Source organism: Phocaeicola acetigenes (assembly GCF_027529745.1).
In the GTDB taxonomy this organism is placed as follows: domain Bacteria; phylum Bacteroidota; class Bacteroidia; order Bacteroidales; family Bacteroidaceae; genus Phocaeicola; species Phocaeicola acetigenes.
In genome coordinates this window covers 37,332-60,917 of record NZ_JAPZVM010000013.1, presented here as the reverse complement: position 1 = coordinate 60,917, position 23,586 = coordinate 37,332, and the positions used below count along the sequence as shown (strand labels likewise).

At 42.0% G+C, this 23,586-nt stretch carries 19 protein-coding genes and 2 tRNA genes; 12 read left to right on the top strand and 9 right to left on the bottom strand.

Going from position 1 to position 23,586, the window contains the following annotated elements; genetic code table 11:
- Positions 1 to 5 precede the first annotated feature (5 nt).
- From O6P32_RS12605 to O6P32_RS12585, 5 genes are all read left to right on the top strand, one after another.
- On the top strand, positions 6 to 1,103 hold the full coding sequence (locus tag O6P32_RS12605) for a CapA family protein (protein ID WP_269878869.1): 1,098 nt from the start codon (positions 6 to 8) through the stop codon (positions 1,101 to 1,103).
- Positions 1,104 to 1,180: 77 nt separating this feature from the next.
- Positions 1,181 to 1,254, top strand: a tRNA-His gene (locus O6P32_RS12600).
- A 33-nt stretch (positions 1,255 to 1,287) separates the two neighbouring features.
- Positions 1,288 to 1,364, top strand: a tRNA-His gene (locus O6P32_RS12595).
- Positions 1,365 to 1,468: 104 nt separating this feature from the next.
- Positions 1,469 to 4,678 (top strand): GH92 family glycosyl hydrolase, encoded by a 3,210-nt coding sequence (locus O6P32_RS12590; RefSeq protein WP_269878868.1) that lies wholly within the window; start codon positions 1,469 to 1,471, stop codon positions 4,676 to 4,678.
- A 118-nt stretch (positions 4,679 to 4,796) separates the two neighbouring features.
- Positions 4,797 to 5,933: a DUF3352 domain-containing protein gene (locus O6P32_RS12585; protein WP_178266800.1), complete on the top strand. Its 1,137-nt coding sequence runs from the start codon at positions 4,797 to 4,799 to the stop codon at positions 5,931 to 5,933.
- A 2-nt stretch (positions 5,934 to 5,935) separates the two neighbouring features.
- Here the strand turns inward: O6P32_RS12585 and O6P32_RS12580 are convergent, their stop codons facing one another.
- Together O6P32_RS12580 and pheS are read right to left on the bottom strand one after the other, a co-directional pair.
- A complete protein-coding gene (locus tag O6P32_RS12580) occupies positions 5,936 to 7,135 on the bottom strand; it encodes an MFS transporter (RefSeq protein ID WP_178266801.1) in 1,200 nt (399 codons plus the stop codon).
- 102 nt (positions 7,136 to 7,237) lie between these two features.
- Positions 7,238 to 8,257 (bottom strand): phenylalanine--tRNA ligase subunit alpha, encoded by a 1,020-nt coding sequence (gene pheS, locus O6P32_RS12575; protein WP_269878866.1) that lies wholly within the window; start codon positions 8,255 to 8,257, stop codon positions 7,238 to 7,240.
- 152 nt (positions 8,258 to 8,409) lie between these two features.
- On the opposite strand from pheS, the gene O6P32_RS12570 reads away from it, so the two are divergent.
- The 3 genes from O6P32_RS12570 to O6P32_RS12560 are packed head-to-tail and all read left to right on the top strand — an operon-like array spanning position 8,410 to position 11,083.
- Positions 8,410 to 9,273 carry a DUF4348 domain-containing protein gene (locus O6P32_RS12570; RefSeq protein WP_269878881.1) on the top strand — a complete coding sequence of 288 codons (864 nt, stop codon included), beginning with the start codon at positions 8,410 to 8,412 and terminating at the stop codon, positions 9,271 to 9,273.
- A gap of 6 nt (positions 9,274 to 9,279) precedes the next feature.
- Positions 9,280 to 10,293 (top strand): UDP-N-acetylmuramate dehydrogenase, encoded by a 1,014-nt coding sequence (gene murB, locus O6P32_RS12565; protein WP_269878865.1) that lies wholly within the window; start codon positions 9,280 to 9,282, stop codon positions 10,291 to 10,293.
- Positions 10,294 to 10,306: 13 nt separating this feature from the next.
- Positions 10,307 to 11,083, top strand: a complete 777-nt coding sequence (locus O6P32_RS12560) for an MBL fold metallo-hydrolase (protein WP_269878864.1) — start codon at positions 10,307 to 10,309, stop codon at positions 11,081 to 11,083.
- A gap of 186 nt (positions 11,084 to 11,269) precedes the next feature.
- Here O6P32_RS12560 and nth read toward each other — a convergent pair whose 3' ends face one another.
- Genes nth through O6P32_RS12545 form a run of 3 tightly spaced genes read right to left on the bottom strand, consistent with a single transcriptional unit; the run spans position 11,270 to position 13,869 of the window.
- The gene (nth, locus tag O6P32_RS12555; RefSeq protein WP_178266805.1) at positions 11,270 to 11,920 is read right to left on the bottom strand and encodes an endonuclease III; all 651 of its coding nucleotides are present in this window, start codon (positions 11,918 to 11,920) and stop codon (positions 11,270 to 11,272) included.
- Between the two features lie 28 nt (positions 11,921 to 11,948).
- Positions 11,949 to 12,998: a magnesium/cobalt transporter CorA gene (gene corA, locus O6P32_RS12550; RefSeq protein ID WP_269878862.1), complete on the bottom strand. Its 1,050-nt coding sequence runs from the start codon at positions 12,996 to 12,998 to the stop codon at positions 11,949 to 11,951.
- A 13-nt stretch (positions 12,999 to 13,011) separates the two neighbouring features.
- A complete protein-coding gene (locus tag O6P32_RS12545) occupies positions 13,012 to 13,869 on the bottom strand; it encodes a nitroreductase family protein (RefSeq protein ID WP_269878861.1) in 858 nt (285 codons plus the stop codon).
- A gap of 273 nt (positions 13,870 to 14,142) precedes the next feature.
- Here O6P32_RS12545 and O6P32_RS12540 point away from each other — a divergent pair, with 273 nt between their 5' ends.
- The 3 genes from O6P32_RS12540 to queF are packed head-to-tail and all read left to right on the top strand — an operon-like array spanning position 14,143 to position 15,955.
- Positions 14,143 to 14,829 (top strand): queuosine precursor transporter, encoded by a 687-nt coding sequence (locus O6P32_RS12540; protein ID WP_178266808.1) that lies wholly within the window; start codon positions 14,143 to 14,145, stop codon positions 14,827 to 14,829.
- A 5-nt stretch (positions 14,830 to 14,834) separates the two neighbouring features.
- Entirely contained in the window at positions 14,835 to 15,497 is a 663-nt protein-coding gene (queC, locus tag O6P32_RS12535) for a 7-cyano-7-deazaguanine synthase QueC (protein ID WP_178266809.1), read from the top strand.
- A 2-nt stretch (positions 15,498 to 15,499) separates the two neighbouring features.
- The gene (gene queF, locus O6P32_RS12530) at positions 15,500 to 15,955 is read left to right on the top strand and encodes a preQ(1) synthase (protein WP_178266810.1); all 456 of its coding nucleotides are present in this window, start codon (positions 15,500 to 15,502) and stop codon (positions 15,953 to 15,955) included.
- 109 nt (positions 15,956 to 16,064) lie between these two features.
- Here the strand turns inward: queF and O6P32_RS12525 are convergent, their stop codons facing one another.
- The 4 genes from O6P32_RS12525 to O6P32_RS12510 form a co-directional block, all read right to left on the bottom strand.
- Entirely contained in the window at positions 16,065 to 16,982 is a 918-nt protein-coding gene (locus tag O6P32_RS12525) for an immunoglobulin-like domain-containing protein (RefSeq protein ID WP_269878859.1), read from the bottom strand.
- A gap of 77 nt (positions 16,983 to 17,059) precedes the next feature.
- Positions 17,060 to 17,680, bottom strand: coding sequence for a PliI family lysozyme inhibitor of I-type lysozyme (locus O6P32_RS12520; protein ID WP_269878857.1), 621 nt, complete (start codon positions 17,678 to 17,680; stop codon positions 17,060 to 17,062).
- A 32-nt stretch (positions 17,681 to 17,712) separates the two neighbouring features.
- Positions 17,713 to 18,363 carry a type A chloramphenicol O-acetyltransferase gene (gene catA / locus O6P32_RS12515; RefSeq protein ID WP_269878855.1) on the bottom strand — a complete coding sequence of 217 codons (651 nt, stop codon included), beginning with the start codon at positions 18,361 to 18,363 and terminating at the stop codon, positions 17,713 to 17,715.
- 65 nt (positions 18,364 to 18,428) lie between these two features.
- Positions 18,429 to 21,182: an outer membrane beta-barrel protein gene (locus O6P32_RS12510; RefSeq protein ID WP_269878854.1), complete on the bottom strand. Its 2,754-nt coding sequence runs from the start codon at positions 21,180 to 21,182 to the stop codon at positions 18,429 to 18,431.
- Between the two features lie 226 nt (positions 21,183 to 21,408).
- On the opposite strand from O6P32_RS12510, the gene dnaK reads away from it, so the two are divergent.
- Positions 21,409 to 23,316 (top strand): molecular chaperone DnaK, encoded by a 1,908-nt coding sequence (gene dnaK, locus O6P32_RS12505; protein WP_178266815.1) that lies wholly within the window; start codon positions 21,409 to 21,411, stop codon positions 23,314 to 23,316.
- Positions 23,317 to 23,586: the final 270 nt, after the last annotated feature.

The window sequence follows — 23,586 nt, the reverse complement described above, 5'->3', positions numbered from 1 at the left end:
GGCAAATGAAAAATTGGATAAATAAAATAAGTAAACGGCTGTTGTGGGTGGCTTGGCTTCTACCTGCAACAGCCGTTTCTGCGCAGACAGACAGCCTTTCGCTTTTGTTTGTAGGCGATTTGATGCAGCATAAAAGACAGATTGAAGTCGCTTCCCGTCCGGATGGGAGTTTCGATTACAGCACTTGTTTCCGTGATGTGTCTTCTGAAATCAGAAAGGCCGATTTGGCTATAGCCAACTGGGAGGTTACATTGGGAGGAAAGCCTTATACAGGTTATCCTGCTTTTAGTGCACCGGATGAATTTTTGCTTGCAGCCCGTAAGGCTGGCTTTGATGTTTTTCTGACAGCGAATAACCATTGTTTGGACAGAAGGGGTAAAGGTTTGGTGCGTACACTCGACAAGATGGATTCTCTGCGGGTATTTCATACCGGTACCTTTCGCAATCAGGCTGAACGGGAGAGGGAATATCCCTTGCTGGTAGAACGGAAAGGATTCCGGATTGTTTTTCTGAACTATACTTATGGAACCAATGGCATACCGATGAGCAGTCCGAATGTAGTGAATTATATTAACCGTTCTCAGATACGGAATGATGTTTTAAGAGCACGTCTGATGAAACCCGATGCGATCATAGCTTGTATGCACTGGGGAATAGAATATCGTTTGCTTCCGGAACAGTCGGAACGGGAGTTGGCGGAGTATCTGCTCAGTTTAGGGGTAGATCATGTCATAGGCTCTCATCCTCATGTGCTGCAGCCTATTGAGGTAATAGATAACGCGAAGACACCGGAAAGACATGTGGTAGCCTATTCATTAGGGAATTTTATATCGAATATGAGTCAGCGCTATACTGATGGTGGGGCGATGCTGAAATTGGTATTGAAAAAAGTGAATGGAAAAACGCGTCTTGCAGATTGCGGATATACTTTTGTGTGGACTTCAAGACCGAATTTGAATGGTAAGAATCAGTTTTTACTGTATCCTTCGAATAGGAAAGAACTGAATGGCTTGGAAAAAAATAAAATGTTTCTTTTCCTGCAAGATGCTCGTAATCTGTATGATAAGCATAATAAAGGAATAAAAGAATATTTTATTGAATAAAAAAAGAAGGCAAAATGTTTGCAGAATAAAAAAAAACATATACCTTTGCAATCGCTTTTCGGAAGATAGTCAACATGGTGACTATAGTTCAGTTGGTTAGAGCGTCAGATTGTGGTTCTGAATGTCGTGGGTTCGAGTCCCACTAGTCACCCTCTCTCTTCCGTAAGCTAAGTTATCAAATATGGTGACTATAGTTCAGTTGGTTAGAGCGTCAGATTGTGGTTCTGAATGTCGTGGGTTCGAGTCCCACTAGTCACCCCAGCTTAATGAAAGGTTCTCTGAAATACAGAGGACCTTTTTTATTTTTATATTTGCCGCTTCGGTTTTTCTTCATATCTTGGTGCCGATTATAAAATCTATATACTATGGGGTCGTTTAAACAGAAACTTTTATGCCTTTTCTTTTTTATCGTGGTAGTGTGTGGTGGATACGGACAAAATGCTCAATTTGTAAATCCATTTATTGGAACGGGTAAGTGTAACGTATCTACTTTGTGGGGGAATTATGGAGGTACTTATCCGGGAGCTACGGCACCGTGGGGAATGGTTCAGTTGACTCCTGAAACCAGCATTCGTCCTTCTGAATCCGGTTATTATTATGAAGACAGTTCAATACGTTCATTTTCTTGCCTGCATCACTTGAGTGGTTTTCCTAATGGCTCTGCCGGATATTTGCATTTGGCCTTTTTGAAAGGCAGGGTGAATAAGCTCGCTTCGGATTTTTCAGGACGTGCTTTTTCTCATGCCAAAGAGCAGGCAATTCCCGGTTATTACGGTGTTTCTTTCACAGATGGTGACCGGGTAGAAATGACGGCATCTGTACATTCAGGTCTGTTTCGCTATAGTTCTTCTTCGGATACAACAACGGTAGTAATCTGGGGAGCTGGAAATTTAAATATTCGGGATTCTCAGACAGTAATGGGAAGCTTTATGCATTCACTGGTTCATTTTCAGACTCCTTTTTATGCTTATGAAACAAAGAACGATACGGCTTATCTCCATTTTGCAGGAAAACATGCAGAGAGGCAACTGATGGCTTCTGTATCGGCATCTGCGTCAGGAGTGGAAAAGAGTGAAATGAATCGCGTGGTAGAGATTCCGGGATGGGATTTTGAGCAACTCAGAGCACAGACTTATGATGCATGGAACCGGGAGTTGTCGTGTGTAGAAGTACAGTCTGATGATGTTGAAGCTATTTGCCAATTTTATACGGCTTTATATCATTCTTTTCTCTATCCTAATATCGTATCCGATGCAGATGGAACTTATAAGGGCAGGCAGGTTGCTTGGGGGCGTATGTATGGTAATTTTTCTCCGTGGGATACTTTCCGCACCTTGCATCCATTGCTTTCTCTTTTGAAGTCGGACAGACAAAAGGAAATGATTTGTTCGTTGATGGAAGAATATGAGAGCAACGGAATGTTTCCTCATGCTCCTATGACAGGATTGCACTATGCCCCTTTGTTGGTAGATGCTTGTTTTAAAGATGCGGCTGATGTAGATGAACGGAAGTTGTGGGATGCTTTGATGGCGTATCAGCAAGCGGAGTTTGCCGGAGCCTTCGGAAAAGAGTATAATCAGCGTGGTTTTATAGATGCATCGTTGGAAAAATCAGTCAGTGTAACTACCGAGTATGCTTACGACGATTGGGTATTGGGGCGATTGGCAGAAAAGGTAGGAGAAGATGTAACTTCTTATTGGAAGCGTGCACGAAATTATCAAAATCTGTTTGATGTAGAAACCTGTTTCTTGTTGCCAAGGGGAAAAGATGACTTCTTACGGAAAAGTGGTGAATTGGGCTTTCAGGAAAGCACCAAATGGACGACTTCTTGTTTTGCTCCTCATGACGTAGCAGGACTTATTCATCTTTGGGGAGGTGATTCTTGTTTTGTGGCTTGGTTGGAACAAGCGTTTGACAAAGGTCGTATTGTTTTTGATAACGAACCGGTGTTTTATTATCCTTATCTGTTTACATGGGCTGGTCGTCCGGATATTACCCGTCGTTATGTACATCAGATCTTAAGAGAGAGTTATAGCAATACCCCCGGTGGATTGCCGGGTAATGACGATTTGGGTTCGATGTCCAGTTGGTTTGCATTTAGTGCAATGGGTATTTTTCCTGCTTGTCCAGGCTCGGATGAATATTTGCTGACTGAACCCTTGTTTGATAAGGTGCGGATTTTTCGTTCTGGAAATATAGAATTGGAGATTAAGAAAAATGATACAGCCTTTTCTTCAGACCGGTTACCATTTGTTTGCTTGGGTGGAAAACGCATATCAAGGTGGTTTGTGTCGCATCATGAATGGATGAGGGAAAAGGTGATATCTTTTGAAGAATCAGATTCTTCGGGAAAGAAGAGTGTTCAGAAACGACCGTATTCTCTTACACAAGATGCTCCGGAGTTTGAAGTTTCTTCTGTACGACTGGCAGATTCTGTGATGTATTCTGGCGGTCTTAATGCGTTTCTGTTTACGGTGAAGAATAAGGGAAGTGTTGGTTCGTATTTGGCACAAACAGCTCTTGAAAATCGCTATAATGCGTCAATGAGGATTTTATTGGAAGCAAATCAGGAAAAAGCAGATACATTGACTTTTTCATTGTATAGAGAAGGAATTCATACACTTTCTTTTGCGGGTAGAGAGTATACAGTGCAGGTTTTGGATTCTGTCCGAAGAACCTCTTCTTTGCTTTGTACTTCCGTTTCCCTGCCTTCTTTGTGGAAGTCCGGTGAGCAGGTAGAAGGCCTGTTTGTTTGTAAAAATGTGTCCGGAAAGCGCGGAACATATTCAGTACCTTTGTATTTAGATGATACGCTGGTTGAAACTAAATCTTTGGTTTTGGAGCCGGGAGAAGAGCAAACGCTCTGTTTTTCTTTGTGTGTGAATAGAGCTGGTATGTACAAGGTGCGGTTGTTGGATAAAGAAAAGAGGGTGAAAGTCTATTCAAAGGCGCAGGAAGCATGTGTATTGGATTTGGACTATGGTAGAAGAAAAGGGCAATGTATACCCGATAATTCTGGGTTTGAAAATAATGGAACGGCCTGTGGTGATTTGCAATGGGGGCCAAATTATGTACAGACAGGGGAAGGCTCTTACATTACTTTACCTGCTGCGGAGAGTCTGATGGAAACAAGGGAAGGACTGACTCTGTTGACTTGGATTGCTCCTCAGGTGCCTGTTAAGCCACATACTTATGCTGATTTCTTTACAAAAGGGGATTATACGTTAATGAAAATGGAGGGTCCTCAGTCTTTGGTCTTTTTTGCTGGAGGATGGGGAAGAGGGATGTGTGAAGTTCGTGTTCCTTCCGATTGGTATACAGCCTGGCATCAAATAGCTGGTGTATGTACGGGAGATAGTTTGAAGCTTTATATTGACGGTCGTTGTGTACAGGAAATCGCCGTGTCGGGTAGATTGGAAGAAACTGAAGTTTCTTGGAATATCGGCCGGAATGCCGAGATGCCATTCAGTCGCTTTTCGGATATGAAGTTTGGTAGAACACGTATTTACGGAGCAGCTTTATCTGATGATGATATTGAAGCTTTATATCATGCCGAAAAGGACTGTTTCCGGTAAAACATCTCTATGGATAAATTGTAGAAAGAGCTGATTATTATTTGAATATCCGTGAATCTGTTTTTTGCATATTCTAAATATTTTATTATATTTGCAAAAAAATATAAAATAACGGTATATGAAATTACGGACAGTTGGCAGATTAGGGGTTATCCTTTCCATTATCTTATTCTGTATAGGAATAGGAGTGTATAGCTTTACCCAGTTAAGCTTGGTCGACAAGGGGAAAGATATACACCTTGCTGCTTTTGTTCCTCGTAATTGCATGGGAGTGCTGGAAACCGATAATTTCGATTATTTCATGAATGAGTTTCCCCAGACGGCCTATGCCGGTCAACTGGATACTCTGCAAAGAGCGGGGCTGTTAAAATCTGTATTAGGAGGTCTTTCCCGCTATACAGATAGTCCGGCACACGACTGGTCCAATCAGGTAAACCGAATGATGATTAGTTTTCACGAGCCTGGTTCTTCACGTAATCTGGTTATCTATTTCCAAATGAACAATTCTCAGGAAGCATTTGTGAAGTCTGTTTTGCAACGGACAGGACATTCGTTTGAGGCCAGAAAGGAGAAATATCGGGGAGAAGACATCTGGGTATATCCGGTAGACAATGGCGATTTTGTTTCCGCATATATGGAAGATGGCTTATTGGCGCTCAGTTATCAGAAACGATTGATAGAACAGGTGATTGACGCTTCCAAAGATCAGACTTCTTTGGATACAGATGAGTCTTTTAAAGCCATTTACAGTCCTAAGTCGTCTAATTTTATGACGCTGTATACTCATTCTGCCTCTGTTCCTTTGCTGGATAAACCGGAGTCAACTCAAGTTTGGAGTGAATTTGACATCCACTTGAATAGTGAAGTGTTATATCTGAGTGGCTTTATGTATGAGCCTGATTCTTGTTTTCAGTCTTCTTTGCTTCGTCTGGAACAGGTGAAGCCTTCTTATGAATCGGAAAGCATGCTCATTGTGTCCGGTCAGAGCCGGATTGATTCTTGTGTCAGTCAGATCGCTTCTATTTCCTATCATTCTCTGTTTGATGAATGTATCTCCAATCTTTCTCGCGATGCCTCTTATATGATGGTAGCTGATATGGATAAGGTAGCCGGTCAGATAGATAAGTATGCCCCTTATTTGCCTTTGTTTATTAAAGATCATATTTATCTGTTCCGCTCTTTTATTCTTTCTGTACAAATCACAAAGGTGGGCAATAAGCTGTCTCACATCTTTGTCTTTACTTACAAAGAATAAAGTTACCGGAGTCTGTTTTTGTGGAAATGTGGGGCAGCCTTGAACTGGAAGTAGAAAAGAGACACCACAGTCAGCATAGCTCCAAATAAATAAGCCATCCGGAAACTGGCTATTTCGGCAATATATCCTCCAGTCAACATTCCGATTCCAAGTCCTACGTCCCATGAAGTAAGATATGTACTGGTTGCAGTTCCCCGCTGATTGTTGGGAGCCAGATTGACAAATACAGTATTGTATGCCGGAAACATAACTCCAAAGCCGATACCCAATAGCAGGGAAATCAAAAAGAAGAGAATGGTGACAAACGTCTTGTTCCATTCTATCAGCCATCCGCAAGCTGTCAGACTGAAATAACACAGGCAGACTAAATATAAGCCGGCATGAATCACTTGGGTGATTTTCCCTTTGTCGACCAGGCGGCCGCTGAACAGTCGGCTGACAGCCATTCCAACAGCCATTAAAGTAAAGAAAAATCCGGTTTCGGCTGTAATTCCGATTTGCTGGGCATACATGGCTACATAGTTGGTGGTCATTCCGTAAGGAATAGAAAGCAACAGAAGACTGAGGCCGGCAGGCAGTCCCTTGATAAGTATAAACCGGTCGAGTGAAATAGGCTCTCTTTTAACCGGTGGCTTATATGGTGTCTTCACTAAACTTGCACATAGAAACCCCAATATGCATGCACCCAGCGAATAAGAAAAGATAGTGATATAAGATACTCCTGCATTATGTAGAAACAATCCGATCATAGGACCTATAGACATTGCCAGATTGTTGGCCAGTCCGTAATACCCCAAACCTTCCCCTCTGCGTGAAGAAGGCATAATGTCGATGACTATTGTATTACCTCCTACCGTAACCATTCCGAAAGATACTCCATGTACGATACGGAAAATGATAAACAGGGTAAGTAATCCTGCTATCATGTATCCGGCAAATATCATCATAAAAATGAAATAGGCAAACAGATACAGAGGTTTTCTGGCAAAGGTATCCAGCAGATAGCCGGAAAATGGCCGGATGCATAAGGAGGAAATGGTGTAGCAGGACAATACAAATCCAATAGCTGTATTTGAAGCTTGAAATACCTCCGACAGGTAGAAAGGAAGAATCGGTGTAAGCAACCAGAATCCGAAGTAAAGAAGAAAGTTGGCCGCTAAAATAAAGCAGTAGCTAGGGGTAACCAAACGTTCCTTAGGCATAGTACATGCATTGAAAGTGAATAAGAAAAAGGTAAGAGTATGTCAGAAAAAGGAAACATACTCTTACCTTTGGAGTAAAATAAATATAGTGAGATAAGCTTATTAATTTGCCGCTTCGAACTCTTCCAGGAATCGAGTATCGTTTTCAGAGAACATACGCAAGTCTTTCACCTTGTATTTCAAGTTAGCAATACGTTCAACTCCCATACCGAATGCATAGCCGGTATATTCCTTGCTGTCTATACCGTTAGCTTCAAGTACAGCAGGGTCTACCATACCACATCCCAGAATTTCTACCCATCCTGTATATTTACAGAACGGACAGCCTTCGCCACCGCAGATGTCGCAGCTGATATCCATTTCGGCACTAGGTTCTGTAAATGGGAAATACGACGGACGTAGACGGATTTTAGTTTGAGGGCCAAACATTTCCTGAGCAAACTGGAGCAATACTTGCTTCAAGTCGGTAAACGATACATTCTTGTCGATGTACAAACCTTCTACCTGGTGGAAGAAGCAGTGTGCACGGTAGCTGATAGCCTCGTTACGGTATACACGTCCCGGACAGATGACGCGGATAGGAGGTTTGGAAGTTTCCATTACGCGGCTCTGTACAGACGAAGTGTGTGTACGGAGGATAATGTCCGGATGGCTTTCAATGAAGAATGTATCCTGCATATCGCGTGCCGGATGGTCTTCTGCAAAGTTCATGGAAGAGAATACATGCCAGTCGTCTTCCACTTCAGGTCCATCGGCAATAGTGAATCCCAGACGGTTGAAGATGCTGATGATTTCGTTACGTACAATACTCAGCGGATGACGTGTACCCAGATCTACAGGATAGGCTGTACGTGTAAGGTCGAGTTCTGCTGCACCATTATCCTGGTTTTCGAAAACTTCTTTCAGTGCTGCAATGCGTTCCTGTGCACGGTTTTTCAGTTCGTTCAACTTCATACCTACTTCCTTCTTCTGTTCGGCAGGTACATTACGGAAATCGGCCATCAAAGCATTGATAGCTCCTTTTTTACTTAAGTATTTGATACGTAAAGCTTCCAACTCTTCAGCGTTGTTGGCTGTTACACCTTCTATTTCTTGAAGTAACTGCTCTATTTTTGCTAACATATTCTTTTTAAACTTTATTTTCGTAAGCGCAAAGGTAATTATTTAAACTGAAATTTTTTCTTTTCATCGTATAAAAAGAAAAACTCCTCCTTAAAATTGGTCGAATGAAAGAAAAAATAGGTACTTTTGTAGCCGATTTTTCAGAGGATAAGATGAAAAAAATAACTTTTGGATGCTGTTTGCTTGCGCTTATGGCTTCTTGCGGAGGAGGTAAAAAGAATATAGATCCCTTCGAGTCATTAACAAAAGAAATTGATTCGCTTCAACAGGGGACGGATCAGACAATGTATGCAGATACGGGGGTTGTAATAGATGACCAGGTTCCGGTGACTGCTGATGAAAGTTTTGCCGATTTTTTCTACAATTTTGCGTCGGATGAAGAATTCCAGCGCTCACGTATTATTTTCCCTATTTCCTATTATAAAGGTAAAGAAGTAATACGATCTTCGAAACAAGATTGGAAATACGATGCATTGTTCAGTCGGCAGACCGCTTATACTGTTTTGTTCGATAATGAAGAAGAGATGGAAATGGAAAAGGATACCAGTGTACATAGCGTACAGGTAGACTGGATTTATTTGAACAAGAAAAAAGTAAAGCGATATTATTTTGAACGCGAAAATGACCGTTGGTTTCTGGAAGCCATGAACCTGGAGCAAATCGTAAGAGATGATAGCAAAGGAGAAGATTTCCTTTCATTTTACGAACATTTTGCCAGCGATTCTGTGTTTCAGCGAGAGCGGCTGCATAAGCCCTTGCTGTTTGTGACTGCCGATCCTGAGGATGAGTTTCAGATTTTGGAAACGACTTTGGATGAGGGACAGTGGTTTGCTTTCCGTCCTCCTATGATGAAGGATAAACTGACCAATGTGCGTTACGGACAGAAAGAAACAATGGAGTCGGAAACTAAAATTGTAGAATTTAAAGGGTTCGGAAACGGTTTCAGCAATGTGTTGTATTTTGAGCGTCGTAACGGTATCTGGAAGTTGATGAAATTTGAAGACTTAAGCGATTAAAAACCCATGAAAGACTTATACAATTACTCTTTGCTTCCGCACAATACATTTGGTATGGATGTACAGGCTGCCCGTTTTGTTGAATATACATCGGTGGCCGAACTGATAGCTTTCCTGAGAGACAACAAAGAGGAGCTTTCATCTTTACTTCATATAGGTGGAGGCAGCAATCTTTTGTTCACTCAAGACTATAAGGGAGTAGTGCTGCATTCAGCCATAAAAGACTACTACATAGTAAAGGAAACTGAAACAGAGGTGGATATTTGTGTAGGGGCCGGAGTGGTATGGGATGATTTTGTGGCATATACCGTATCGAAGGGATGGTATGGCGCAGAGAATCTTTCGCATATTCCCGGTGAGGTAGGAGCATCTGCCGTGCAGAATATCGGTGCGTATGGAGTTGAGGCAAAAGACCTGATTGTAGAAGTCGATACAGTAGCAGTAGCCGATGGCAGTATCCGTCATTTTACAAATGAAGAATGCCGGTATGCCTATCGTGACAGCATTTTCAAGAAAGAGCTGAAAGGACAGTATATTGTGACACATGTCACTTATCGTCTGAGTAAACAGCCTGTGTATCATTTGGAGTATGGAAACATACGTGCCGAGCTGGAAAAGGAACAGGGTGAATTAAGCCTTGAACAACTTCGCCGTGTGATTATCCGTATCCGTACGGCAAAACTGCCCGATCCTAAGGTGATGGGAAATGCAGGCAGTTTCTTTATGAATCCCATCATTCCTGTTTCTCAGTTTGAGGAGTTGAAGCGGAGTTATTCCGATTTGCCTTCTTACCCTGCTGCAGAAGGTTGGGTAAAAGTACCTGCCGGATGGCTCATAGACCGTTGTGGATGGAAAGGAAAGACGATAGGACGTGCTGGTGTACACAGCAAGCAGGCGTTGGTCCTGGTCAATTGCGGAGGAGCGACCGGATGCGAAGTAATTCGTCTCTCACAAGCCATTGTCGATTCGGTGAAAGAGAAATTTGGTATCGCCATCCATCCGGAAGTCAATTTTATTTAAAAACAGAATCAAGATGAAGATTACAATATTGGGCAGTGGAACCTCTACAGGAGTGCCTCAGGTAGGCTGTACGTGTGAAGTCTGTACCAGTACCGATCCACGGGACAATCGGTTGCGCTGTTCGGGGCTGGTAGAAACAAATGGAGTGCGTATTCTGATAGACTGTGGTCCCGACTTCCGTCAACAATGTCTTCGTCTGAAAGATTTTCAAGCAATACATGGGGTACTTATTTCTCATGAACACTACGACCATGTAGGAGGATTGGATGACTTGCGTCCTTTCTGTTATTTTGGTGATGTTTCTGTGTATGCCGAAGATTATGTAGCCGACCGATTACAGGCACGGATGCCTTATTGTTTTACAGAAAAACTGTACCCAGGTGTGCCTCGTATTGCCTTACAGCGTGTCTCTCCGGGGATTCCTTTTCGGGTTGAGGCTTCCGAAAGTGCTGTGGTAGAGGTGATACCTATCCGCGTGATACACGGTAAACTTCCCATATTGGGCTATCGTATCGGGAAAATGGCCTGGATAACCGATATGCTTTCCATGCCCGAAGAGTCGTATCCGTTGTTGGAAAATTTGGATTGTCTGATTATCAATGCGCTGCGTATAGAAGAACATCCTACTCATCAGTCTTTGAAACAGGCACTTCAGCAGGTGGAAAGGATTGCACCCAAAGAAACCTATTTTATTCACATGAGCCATCATCTGGGGTTGCATCAGGTTGTAGAGGCAACCTTGCCTTCTCATGTACATCTTACCTACGATAATCAGGTGATTTCTCTTTGATTTTAATTAGCTTTATAATCCCTTGTATAAGGTTGATTCCTTTTTTATAAGCCGTAATACGATATAATCGGCGTCGCCGTTTGTCGAGCCGACAGCGTTGGCTGTATAGCCGACATCGCCGTTTTTGTAATCGACGACGTCGGCTACAGTTTGTTTCAAGTCTCGGGCAATGTATTGTCCGTGTATTTATATGCCCGGTTTTATTTTCAGTGACTCTTTGCACAATCCGTTCAGACCACATTCGCTACATTTGGGAGAACGGGCCGTACACACGTAGCGTCCGTGCAGAATGAGCCAATGATGTGCTGTAGGAATCAGTGCTTCGGGGATGTGTTTTACCAGATGTTTTTCCGTAGCCAGCGGAGTTGTACAGGTCTTGGGAACAAGTCCGATGCGATGGCTTACACGAAACACATGCGTATCTACTGCCATGGTGGCCTTGTTGAATACCACACTCTGAATCACATTGGCTGTTTTCCGGCCCACTCCCGGCAGTTTGATGAGCTGTTCCAGTGTATCGGGCACCTCACTCTGAAAATCCTTCACCAGCATTTGTGCCATTCCCACCAGATGTTTGGCTTTGTTGTTGGGATAGCTCACACTGCGTATATACTCGAATATAACCTCCGGTGTGCTGGCTGCCAGTGATTCGGGGGTAGGAAAATCGCGGAACAGGGGAGGGGTAATCATGTTCACACGTTTGTCTGTACACTGTGCACTCAGTATTACGGCTATCAGCAGTTCAAACGGATTGCTGTAATGCAATTCGGTTTCTGCTACCGGCATAGTGGCTTGGAAATATTCTATGACTTTATTGTAAAGTTCTTGTTTTCTCATAAATTATCGGGCTTCATTTAGTAGTGATTTAGTACCATTTCTTATGCTTGAAGTAAAAATACACGGCTGTACCTACTGCCAGCATCAGTATCCAGGCAAATAAATATCCGTATTTCCATCCCAGTTCGGGCATCCACTGGAAATTCATTCCCCAGATTCCGGCCAGAAATGTCAGTGGAATGAAGATGGTCGATACAATCGTCAGCTGCTTCATGATGCCATTCATACGCTGGTCGTTGTTCGACAGATAAAGGTCTACCATCGCGGAAAGTAAATCCCGGCATCCTTCCAGGGTTTGCAGTACGAATTGCAGATGGTCGTTTACGTCGTTGAAGAAAGGCCGGTTGGCTTTATGCAACAACTGGTTCTCTTCATGGAGCAACTTGCTCATTTGCTCTTTTAGAGGGAAAATACATTTTTTTATCAGGCGATAATTCTTACGGTATCGCTGTATTTCTTCTATTCCCGGCTGTGCGTCTGCGGCAGATGGAAATGGTGACAAAAACAACTCTTCCAAATCTTCCAGCTGGTCTTCCATTTCGGAGATGATGGACATAAAACTGGCCATGACACTGTTCAGAATAACACTCAAAAGGAAATCCGATTGTCGGTTGCGTATCTTTAATACATTCTTTTCCAGTGCCGTATGAATTTCGTTAAAAAAATCGGTTTCACTTTCTGTAAAAGTGAGGACAAAATCTTTTCCTTGTACAATGCAAAGTTGTTGGGGTACAAACTCCTTACTGTCGGCTGTCAGCAACTGTTTTAGGATAACCACATTATATGTATCATGTTCTTCTATCTTGGTCAGATGTTTTGAGTTCAAGATATCCTGTATTGTAAGAAAGTCGATACAGAAATGCCTGCAAATCTGATGTACCATTTCCGTATTTTGCAGTCCGTGTACCTGAATCCAGTTGATATGGTCTTCTTTGAGCGACGGAATAATCTTTTCCAGATTGTTCTCCTGAAAACTTTGCACTTCTTCTGCGTTGTAGCTGCATAGGTGCAGGTGGGTAGGAGTATCACTTGCTCCTATATAGTTCAGCTTTTCGCTGAGCAGGTTGTTTTTTGTCATGGCCGGTAGGGATTTAGTCTATTCGTATAAGCGATACTTCTTTCTTATCGATGTACTTGTCGAATCGGAAACTGGGCATTCCCAGTGCAATACCGGCGTGAATTTTTCCTTCAATCCCCAGCAACTTCTGTACTTTATTTTGTCTGTCCATTCCGGCAGCACTGCATACGAATCCGGTGTAGAAGTGAGCCACTCCTTCTGCTTCAGCCATGAGAGAGGCATTCTGATATGCCAGATTGCAATCCTGACATCCAAACCGGGCTTTCTTTTCTGTATAGAAGAAAATAGCAGCCGTAGCTCCTCTTAGAATACCGTCGTTTCCTTTTTCAAATTCATCATTCAGTTGTCTGAAAACCGGTATATAGCGGTAGCCGGAAGGCATCATAGGTTTCAGTATCCATTTGACCAGCGGATTATCTACTATGTTTACAATAGACATGAAAGTACCAATAGTCAGTCGGCTGATGGCAGTCAGTACTTCGGGATTGGTTACCATCACCATTTTCACTTCCTGTGCGTTGGTTGCAGTAGGAGCACGATGGGCCGCTTCCACGATACGCTGCAACAACTCTTCGGGTATTCTTTCTTTAGAAAAAGCACGGTTGGAGCGTCTGGATTTGATAAGAAGTTCTACCTGATCGGCATTTGGAAGTTGGCTACGGTCAAAGCTATGTACCTTGTCTTCCGGAAACTCTGAATGACTGATGGAGTTAGTGGGGCAAATCGCCACACAATGTCCGCATGCGATACAACTGTCGGCACATACTTCAATCTGTTTTTCTGCATTGAGTGTGAACAGTGCAGAAGGGCAAATCCGTACACATTTCTTGCATCGGATGCAGGTCTCGTGGTTTATATGGATATTTGTCATTGCATTACGAATATAAAAGATTTCCAATTGATAATATAAGTGGTCACTCTGTAAAAGAGAGAAACTCTTTCTTGCAAAAATAGTACTTTTATTTGTATTTCGGAATATCCCTGTGAGGCTGACTTCTTGGAAAAAATACTTGAAAAGAGTTTCAATATTTTGTGATCCGGTCATCTTTTCGTATCTTTGCAGCCACAAAAAAAGAGAACATTTACATACGATGCCGTGAATAGCGGCCGTGTATTCTAGAACACCACGTAAAAAACAGGAGCGATGAAAAAAGAAAATCTCGTATCAGTACCTTTCATGGTCTTGGGTATTGTGTTTTGTGTCTGTCTGGTGGCAGCCAATTTGTTAGAGACCAAAGTTGTTCAATTAGGTCCCATCTCTGTAACTGCGGGACTGATTGTTTTCCCTATTTCTTACATTATCAACGATTGCATAGCCGAGGTCTGGGGCTTTAGAAAGGCACGTCTTATTATCTGGATGGGCTTTCTGATGAATTTCATGGTGGTAGCCATGGGACAGATTGCCGTGGCTTTGCCTGCTGCTCCTTTTTGGGAAGGCGAAGAAGGCTTTAACTTCGTGTTCGGTATGGCTCCCCGTATTGCAGTAGCCAGTCTGACTGCATTTCTGGTAGGTTCGTTTATCAATGCTTATGTGATGAGCCGGATGAAGGTAGCTTCGCATGGCAAGAACTTTTCGGCGCGTGCCATTCTTTCGACAGTGGCTGGCGAGAGTGCCGATTCCATTATTTTCTTCCCGTTGGCATTCGGCGGGTTAATGCCAGTAAGTGAATTAGGAAAAATGATGTTGGTACAGGTTGTACTGAAAACATTGTACGAAGTGATTATCCTTCCAGTCACCATCCGTGTGGTAAACTATATCAAGCGGGTAGACGATAGTGATGTGTACGATGAGCACATTTCATACAATGTATTGAAAATTAAAGATATTTGAGACAAATGAACAACGAATCAGCTTTGGTAGTGTTTAGCGGAGGTCAAGACTCTACCACTTGCCTTTTCTGGGCAAAGAAGCATTTCAAGAAAGTATATGCCCTTAGTTTTCTGTATGGGCAAAAGCATGAAAAAGAAGTAGAACTGGCACGTGAAATTGCACGTAAGGCAGATGTGGAATTTGATGTGATGGATGTGTCTTTCATCGGACATCTGGGCAGAAACTCTCTGACGGATACCACTATCCGCATGGATGAAGAAAAGCCCGAAGGCTCTTTTCCCAATACCTTTGTGCCGGGACGCAATCTGTTTTTCCTGAGTATAGCAGCGGTATATGCCCGTGAACGGGGAATCAATCATATGGTTACAGGGGTATCGCAGACGGACTTCAGTGGGTATCCCGACTGCCGTGATGCTTTTATCAAGTCGCTTAACGTGACACTTAATCTGGCGATGGAAGAGCAGTTTGTTATTCATACGCCACTGATGTGGATTGATAAGGCACAAACTTGGGCATTAGCCGACGAATTGGGAGTACTCGACCTGATACGTCACGAAACGCTGACTTGTTACAACGGTATTCCGGGTGACGGATGCGGACACTGTCCGGCTTGTAAACTTCGCCGTGAGGGATTGGAAAAATATTTGTCAACTAAACAAAAGAATTGAAGATGGAAAGAAAAGATGAACTGACAATATTGGGTAAGACTACCGCTTACAAACAGGATTATGCTCCTGAAGTACTGGAGGCATTTGTCAACAAGCATCCGGAGAATGATTACTGGGTACGTTTCAACTGTCCGGAATTTACCAGCTTGTGTCCGATTACAGGGCAACCGGATTTCGCTGAAATCCGTATCAGCTATCTGCCGGATATAAAGATGGTGGAAAGCAAAAGCTTGAAACTGTATCTCTTCAGTTTCCGTAATCATGGTGATTTTCATGAAGACTGTGTCAATATCATTATGAAAGACCTGATTAAACTGATGGATCCCAAGTATATTGAAGTGACTGGAATCTTTACGCCACGTGGAGGTATTTCCATTTATCCATATTGTAATTACGGTCGTCCGGGTACAAAGTACGAGGAGCTGGCAGAATACCGTATGCGTAACCACGATCTCTGATACAGGAAATATCCATAGATAAATAACTTCACTTTTTTTGTTCCGGGCAGTACGAAGAAGAAACATCGCATTTTTTGTGCATGTTTTCTCTTCTCTCCCGGAATAATTTTTATTTTATCACTACTTCTCCCTCTTTTCCTGCATATACTTCATATTGCAGCGTGAACTCTGCTGCCGTATAGAATTTTTTCCGATAGTCTGATTCTAACGAAAAGTCCTTTATGATGCGATAGCGTCCTGGTTTGAAGTGAAAACGCCCATAAGGCAAACGGTATTTCCAATTGGATATGATGTGGTCTGGAGGAAGTACAACAGCCAGATCTTCCGTTATCTTGGGATATGAGATTTCTTTCCATTGATTGTCCTGAAAGATACTGATGGTATAATCGGTTTCGTTTCCACAAATCAAGGTCTGGTTACTGTGGTTATGAATGGTGAGTAAGAGGTTTTCTTCAGACGGAGTGGCTCTCATGTCTACATACAAATTGGTCAGTTCTGTACGGTCGGGGATGAGTTCGCACCGGTTCCAGTCAATTATAATACTTCGGGTGTGCGCTTCTATAGCTTTTTGTATAGAGCACTGAGGTTGAGACAATGAATAAAACGTCTTGCTTATGCTACACCGTCCAATAGGTTCGTAACCGATCTGCCGTTTAAAATGAATCCATAGAGTGTCTTTCTCTCCGGCAGCAATAGTCACAGAGGAGGTATCGGCCTGATTTACTTTGACTGGTTTCCACTGGTTGTGTATATAGTGTATCAGTTGATAAGTCTTGTCGGTACGGACTGGTAGTACACCATTATTTTCTATTGTGAGATACGATACAGAATCGTATACCAGTTCGGCATGCAGGCGTATCTGCTCCGGTCTGATGCTGTCTGCAGTAGACATGGCCGGCTTCGTGCCAGTTGTGTCATCCTGTAATTCCTTTGAAAACGATAGGGAAGAGGCCTGTTTGCGGGGAGACTGTTTGCAGCTTGCAAACAGTATTCCCCATGCTGTAAGGATGAATAATGCGTATTTCATAAGCACAGAAATTGGATTTGTTCCTGAGACTTTATGTAAACTTATGAGTAATTACAGGCTTTTTTGAAATCTGAAGGTCAGAAATTAATGACCTTATCTATTTTCAGTATTCTGCTGCTTTCTCCATCTACCAGCTTATATTGTATCTGTCGGATCCCACCTGTCGGATTGGCATTACTGTCTCCTTCCTTATAGATGGGGAAACGCTGGCAAAATGTATTTTCCACAATGGCCATTTCATCATGTCCCATATATCCTTTGCTTACCTCATCGTTTTCCGAGATGTCTGGTAAATACACCTGACTTACAGATTTTCCATTATTTACAGAATATCCGATTAGTTTCCCGTAACTGCCGCTGCCATCCGAAGTAAGATAGACAAATAACTCCGGATAGCTGTCAATATTCAAATCACCTATTTCGGCATTGACAACTGTATATCCGGTAATATCATGATATAATGTTTCGTTGGAAACACTTAAACCGGAAGGTTGGATGATAAGGCTGTCTCCTTTTGTATTGACTTTAAAGGAAATATTACTTCCGGGGTATGTCAGTTCCGTATTGAAACTTATTTCCTGTTTTACAGAATCAACACCTTCTTTGACTGTTGTGTCGGAGGCACTACTTTTCTCATTCTTGCTGAAAGAGCAGGACATCAGCAAGGCGCATAATACAAATGAACTTAGTTTCTTCATAATTTTCCTGATTTTATGATCAAACAATATTTTTATTCGATATCTGCTGTTATGTTATTACATATCTGCTGGATTTCATTAATAAGTCTTGAGACGTGAAACCCGTCGCAAACAGCATGATGTACCTGGATAGAAAGAGGTATAAGATATTTATCATCTTGTCGGAAATACTTTCCATAAGTAAAAATAGGCAATAAATAGCTTCCATCCGCAAAGATATTCAGATTGAAGCCGGTAAATGTGGCCCATGGCAGTGAAGAGATGGGAAAGGTGTTGGCAGGTATGCCAGGCTTAGCATCTATATCGTAATTTGCGCCAAACATTTCGATATCCCGTTCATAGCTGGAAAGGAAAGCCATGAGATTGTCATTCCATTCTGTCCACAGATTGGAAAAGGTTTCATTTTCCTTATGGAACACTGTATAACATGGCAATAAGGTATCCCATACCCCCAGTTCCCCTTTGTCATTAATAGCGGTCCGGAATTCTTCGTGATTGTTTACTGCTTTTGTTAATGCATAAATCAGAAGAGGGTAGAGTTTGGTATGATGCTTGTTTTTGAATGTTATAACCTTGGAGATATCTATGTTTACGGTAATGCTATATGTACAGCGTATCTGATTGAAATAATGATCAAAATAGGGTTTTCTCTTCCAAGTGTCTTTTTCTATAAGTTTAAACATAAGAATTTTTCTTTTATAAATGTGGTGACTTTAGGATCATGAAAATGTTTTTCATGGTTTAGCATTTAGTTCAGCGTATTCAGTTTGTATTTCAGGGAAATCATGAAATATCCTTGCAGCTGTTTTTCGTATTTTTCGCTGAAAGCAGTTGCAGAGGCATATCGCTGGAAGTCTTTTTTCTGACTCAAAATATCGGCCCAGTAAAAAGAAAGTTCTGCGCGTTTTTCTTTCAGGAACTTATAAATCAGCTTCATGTTCCAAAGCAGCTCATTTTCGCTGTCTCCTTCTATTCCTGTACCACTGCGTATGTTATAAGCTGCATCGGTATCAAATTGTAGGTGCCAGGGCAGATTGATAGAGATGTATGAGTTGACAGTATACATACGTGTATAAGTATTGCTTTGGTTCAACAGGTTTTTAGACTGTTGGAAATTCCAGTTGCCTGATAAATCAATGTTTCCCCATTTAGGAAGATAAGAAAAATGAATCTGGCTATAAATACCCGATGCATGGGTTACACTTTGTTTCATATCTCTGTTGCCTTCTTCATTGATTAAACTGGTGTGGCGATTGAAATTTCCTCCTCCGTTGACGAAAAATCGGAACGATTTAATCTTCTTGTCATAGCTGGCATTACCGCTTATGTTCCAGTTGCCGTTGATATTGACTGGAAAAGTTTCTCTGACTCCCGTTTCCGGATTGTAAAGAGTAGCCCGTGTGATACTGTTGAACTGCTGAGAAGCCATAAGTGAGACCATAATTCCTTTTTTGAAATTATTGAACATCATATTAAGCCCCTGCATATATAGCGGTCGGAGATTAGGATTGCTTTTCCTTATATATAAAGGCAAACTGTAATCAGTGGGTGCAAGCATATCTGACAATGAAGGTTGTCGTGTACCTCCGCTATAATTTATGACAAAATAATTGTCTTCTTTCCGGTAGGTCAGATTGATTGAAGGTCTCCATTCTACCGACCATGCCATTGTATCTATTTGGCTTTGCCCGTTTTCCTGTTTTAGGGTGCGTCGTTGTGGGTACATTTGTAAAGAAGCCCGTATCCCCCAGGCTTTTCCCTGATATTGGAACTGCATGGCCAGCAGATGCTTCAGTTTTTTACTCTCGCTTTGGTTACTCAGACTATCTACAAACAGTCTCTTATAATCTGGTGGCAACGGTTGCCCTTGTATATAGTCTTTTAAAGGCGAAAAATCATAAGTATTTTGCTCTCCGTTTTCTTTTTCCAATCCTATGCCATAGGAAAACTGGAGTCGGATTTTAGGACTGAATACGTGTGTATAAGCCAGTTTTATTTCCTGCTCATGGGTAGTGTGAGGAGATTCCTGATACTGGTTGCTCCGATAGACAGAGTCGTTTCCGTAGATATCGGTTATCCGGAAATAAGTCGTTTGTGCCTGTGTATACAAATAAGAATGGTTCCGGTTTTGAGACGACTGGACGGACAGACTCAGATTGTTTCCTTTTTCATTGAGTTGGCGGGTAATACTCCCTCTTAGGAAATAAGATAGATTTCGGTTTTCCGATTGATTATCTTGTCTGTTTTCGTTGATACGACTCTCCTTTTTTATCTTTTCTATATGGTTAAATGGATGTACCAGATCGAGTTGGGGATTTTCTGTAAATGTGGCATTTCTTCCCATACTTTCACTGCGGTTTTTCCCATAGTTGAGGTTGCCGCTTAGGGTAACAGTTGTCTTTTCATTAATATTCCATCTTACGTCGGCTCCTCCCTGAATATTATGGTTACGGCTTCTGCTTTGAGAAGACGCTATGCCATACTGTGTGCTGTTTGTAAGATATTGTTCGCTATACGAAGACGATTCACCTCCATCCCGTCCATTCGAATAGTTGATATTGCCGGAAACCTGTAAATCTTTGCTAAAGCTCTTGCTGATATTGCCACCGATATTGTTTGATATATTTCCTTTATAAGGAGTATTATGAAAGCGGTTGGTTGAATTTCCTATCAGACTGAGATTGTCTCCTTTGTCTGTAAACCGGAAGAGCTGTCCGTTAATATCTTTTTTTCTGTGAGTTCCATATCCCACCTCGGCAGTAGCCATGAGTGTATTGTTCAGTGCTTTCTTAGTCTTTAAGTCGAGCACATAATTCTTGTTATTCGATTTAATGCCTGTTGCCTTTTCTTCTTCGGAAGCTTTATCATAAACCTTCAGTTGCGAGATAAAAGAAGCCGGCAGGTTTTCAAGTGCCACCCGATTGTTTCCTTTAAAAAACTCTTTTCCGTTGACCGTTATTTCGTTGATACTATATCCGTTGTAGCTCAGTTTCTTTTCCTTGGCATCGTAACTCAGTCCCGGTATCCGTTTCACCAATGCCTCCAGATAAGCACCTTCGGGAGTAGGGAAGGCGTCAGCATTGAATATGGTAGTATCTCCTTTTTGCTCTGACGGTTGTAGGGGAGCCGTAACTACGACTTCTTTCAGATGAATGCTGGCATTCTTCATTTTAATAGTACCTACATTATATGTATCCTTGTCGCCCGGCAGTGTATAGAATTTCGATTCACAGCCCATATACGAGGCTTTCAGTAAATAAGTTTGTTGAGGCTTTCGGGTAAAATCCAGCTGAAACTTCCCTTGTTCGTTGGTTACTCGACCTTTAATGAATGTTGAATCCGGTAAGAGAAGCACTGATATACTGGCATAAGGCAATGGATTATGACTCTCTTCTCCTCCCGATAAAATGACTTGTCCGGTGAGGGTTTGTTTCTGAGCCCATGAGGTATATGACATGAATAGAGCCAGAAGAAGGGTAATAATCCATTTTAATCTTTCCATACGTTGTTTCTACATTCGCAAATGTAATAAAAGATTTGAAGACATAAATGTAAATATTGTCTTATCTTTTGATAAAGTTGGCAGAGCAGGCAGCCAAAATGGCAGTCTTTGTCTGATAAAATCTTTTATTTCCTTTTGGCACGCCATTTGTTTAAAGATAGGCGTGACGCTTCGGCGCACAAAGCAATTAACTAAATGTTGAATAAAAATAAAAATAGATACAATTATGGGAAAGATTATTGGTATAGACTTAGGAACAACAAACTCATGTGTAGCCGTATTCGAAGGTAACGAACCTGTAGTAATCGCTAACAGCGAAGGTAAACGTACAACTCCTTCTGTAGTAGGTTTCGTAGACGGTGGTGAACGTAAGATTGGTGACCCTGCAAAACGTCAGGCTATCACAAACCCGACTCGTACAGTATACTCAATCAAACGTTTCATGGGTGAAACTTACGATCAGGTAGCAAAAGAAATAGAACGAGTTCCTTATAAAGTAGTAAAAGGTGACAACAATACTCCGCGTGTAGATATCGACGGACGTTTGTATACTCCACAGGAAATCTCTGCAATGATTCTGCAGAAGATGAAGAAAACTGCTGAAGACTATTTGGGTCAGGAAGTAACAGAAGCTGTAATTACCGTTCCGGCTTACTTCTCAGACTCTCAGCGTCAGGCTACAAAAGAAGCTGGTCAGATTGCAGGTCTGGAAGTAAAACGTATTGTAAACGAACCGACTGCAGCTGCATTGGCTTACGGTGTAGACAAGTCTAACAAAGATATGAAGGTAGCTGTATTCGACCTTGGTGGTGGTACATTCGATATCTCTATCCTTGAATTTGGTGGTGGTGTATTCGAAGTATTGTCTACTAACGGTGATACTCACCTGGGTGGTGATGACTTCGACCAGGTAATCATCGACTGGTTGGTACAGGAATTCAAGAACGATGAAGGTGCAGATCTGACAACAGATCCGATGGCTATGCAGCGTTTGAAAGAAGCTGCTGAAAAAGCTAAGATCGAATTGTCTTCTTCAACTTCTACAGAAATCAACTTGCCGTACATTATGCCGGTAGCTGGTGTGCCTAAGCACTTGGTTAAGACTTTGACTCGTGCTAAATTCGAAGCTTTGGCTCACAACTTGATTCAGGCTTGTCTTGAACCTTGTAAGAAAGCTATGAGTGATGCAGGTTTGAACAATGCAGATATCGATGAAGTAATCTTGGTAGGTGGTTCATCACGTATCCCGGCTGTTCAGAAGTTGGTTGAAGATTTCTTCGGAAAAGTACCTTCTAAGGGTGTAAATCCGGACGAAGTGGTAGCTGTAGGTGCTGCTGTTCAGGGTGCCGTTTTGACAGACGAAATCAAGGGTGTAGTTCTTTTGGACGTAACTCCGCTGTCAATGGGTATCGAAACAATGGGTGGTGTGATGACAAAATTGATTGATGCCAACACTACTATTCCTTGCAAGAAGAGCGAAGTGTTCTCTACTGCTGCTGATAACCAGACAGAAGTTACTATCCATGTATTGCAGGGTGAACGTCCGATGGCAGCACAGAACAAATCTATCGGTCAGTTTAACTTGACAGGTATTGCTCCGGCTCGTCGTGGTGTTCCTCAGATTGAAGTAACATTCGATATCGATGCAAACGGTATCTTGAAAGTATCTGCAAAAGATAAGGCTACAGGTAAAGAACAGGCTATCCGTATCGAAGCTTCATCTGGTTTGAGCAAAGAAGAAATCGAACGTATGAAAGCAGAAGCAGAAGCAAATGCAGAAGCTGATAAGAAAGAAAAGGAACGTATCGATAAATTGAACCAGGCAGACAGCTTGATCTTCACTACTGAAAATCAGTTGAAAGATCTTGGTGATAAGCTTCCTGCAGACAAGAAAGCTCCTATCGAAGCTGCTCTTCAGAAACTGAAAGATGCTCACAAAGCTCAGGATTTGGCTGGTATCGATGCTGCAAGCGCAGAATTGCAGAGCGCATTCCAGGCTGCAAGTGCTGAAATGTATGCTCAGACAGGTGCACAGGGCGGTGCTCAGGCTGGTCCTAACGCAGGTCAGGCAAACAACGGCGCTCAGAATGATAAGAGCGATGTTCAAGATGCTGACTTTGAGGAAGTTAAGTAAGAGTAGATAAATAATAATAAGAAAAGGTGTGAAACCGTTTGGGTTTCACACCTTTTTTATATAGTGTTTTTTTATACCTTTGTTTATATATTTTCGATTATTATTTATGTTGCATTCACTTTGCAGAAAATATGAAATATTGGCACTATAAAATCAGTTCATCATGGGTTTAGAAATCGTATCTCAACCCACTGATTGTAACATAAGTTATAAATATTCTGACATCCAGCTCTCTCTACTGGTTTATCTCCCACCTATAATTACAACTGT